This window comes from Frankia sp. AiPs1 (genome assembly GCF_023716945.1).
In the GTDB taxonomy this organism is placed as follows: Bacteria; Actinomycetota; Actinomycetes; order Frankiales; family Frankiaceae; genus Frankia.
On the sequence record NZ_JAMQQF010001004.1, the window covers coordinates 1 to 1125 of the forward strand.

Annotated in this window: 1 protein-coding gene; it reads left to right on the plus strand. The window is 73.3% G+C overall.

Translation table 11 applies throughout. The features are described from left to right. The first annotated feature begins 117 nt into the window (after window positions 1-117). The gene (gene rapZ, locus ND748_RS32480) at window positions 118-987 is read left to right on the plus strand and encodes an RNase adapter RapZ (protein WP_251750084.1); all 870 of its coding nucleotides are present in this window, start codon (window positions 118-120) and stop codon (window positions 985-987) included. Window positions 988-1125 lie beyond the last annotated feature (138 nt).

The following is a 1125-nucleotide window of genomic DNA, read 5'->3' on the forward strand; positions in this document are numbered from 1 at the left end:
TGGCGGATCACGCCGACTGCGCGGCACGTTGCTGGTTGACTGAGTCACTGTGTCCCCGCCTGCCCTCGTCGCCACGGCGGCACGCTCCCTGCACCACGCCGACTCGGGAAGGCCGTCATGACCACGCCTACCCTCGATCTTGCCATCATCACCGGCCTGTCCGGCGCGGGGCGCAGCACCGCGGCCAAGTGCCTGGAGGACCTCGGCTGGTTCGTCGTCGACAACCTGCCGCCCGCCCTGCTGTCCACCATGGCGGAGCTCGGCCACCGCTCCGGGGGCGCGGTCAGTCGGATCGCCGTGGTCGTGGACGTCCGCGGCCGGGCGTTCTTCTCCGATCTGCGGGCGGCGATCGCGGCGCTGGACGCCCGCGGCATGCATCCCCGGATGCTCTTCCTCGAGGCCAGCGACGACGCGCTCATCCGGCGGTTCGACCACGTCCGCCGGCCGCATCCGCTGCAGAGTGACGAACGCGTGGTCGACGGCATCGGCCGGGAACGGGCGCTGCTCGCCGAGCTGCGGGGCGAGGCCGACCTCGTCCTCGACACCACGGACCTGAACGTTCACGAGCTCCGGTCGAAGATCGATGCGGCGTTCGGGCAGCCGGGCGCGAACCGACTCAACGCCACCGTGGTGTCGTTCGGGTACAAGTACGGGCTGCCGCTGGACGCCGACCTCGTCGCCGACTGCCGGTTCCTGCCCAACCCGCACTGGGTGGAGGAGCTGCGGCCCTACACCGGGCGGGATCCGCAGGTGCGCAGCTACGTCCTCGCCCAACCCGGGGCGCAGGAGTTCCTCGACCAGTACGCGGCCCTGCTGCGCCTGGTCGGGGACGGCTACGCGCGGGAGGGCAAGCGGTACCTGACCCTCGCGGTCGGCTGTACCGGCGGCAAGCACCGCAGTGTGGCGATGGCCGAGCAGCTCGGCGCGCGCCTGGCCGCCGACGGCGTCGGGGTCCGGGTCGTGCACCGCGATCTGGGACGGGAGTGAGCGTGCCGAAGCCCGCTGGGACCGCCGTGGTCACCGGGACGGCCGGGGTCACCGGGGACACCGGCGCCGGGCCGGAGCCGGCGGTCGTCGCCTTCGGTGGCGGCCACGGGCTCGCCGCCTCGCTGGTGGCGCTGCGCC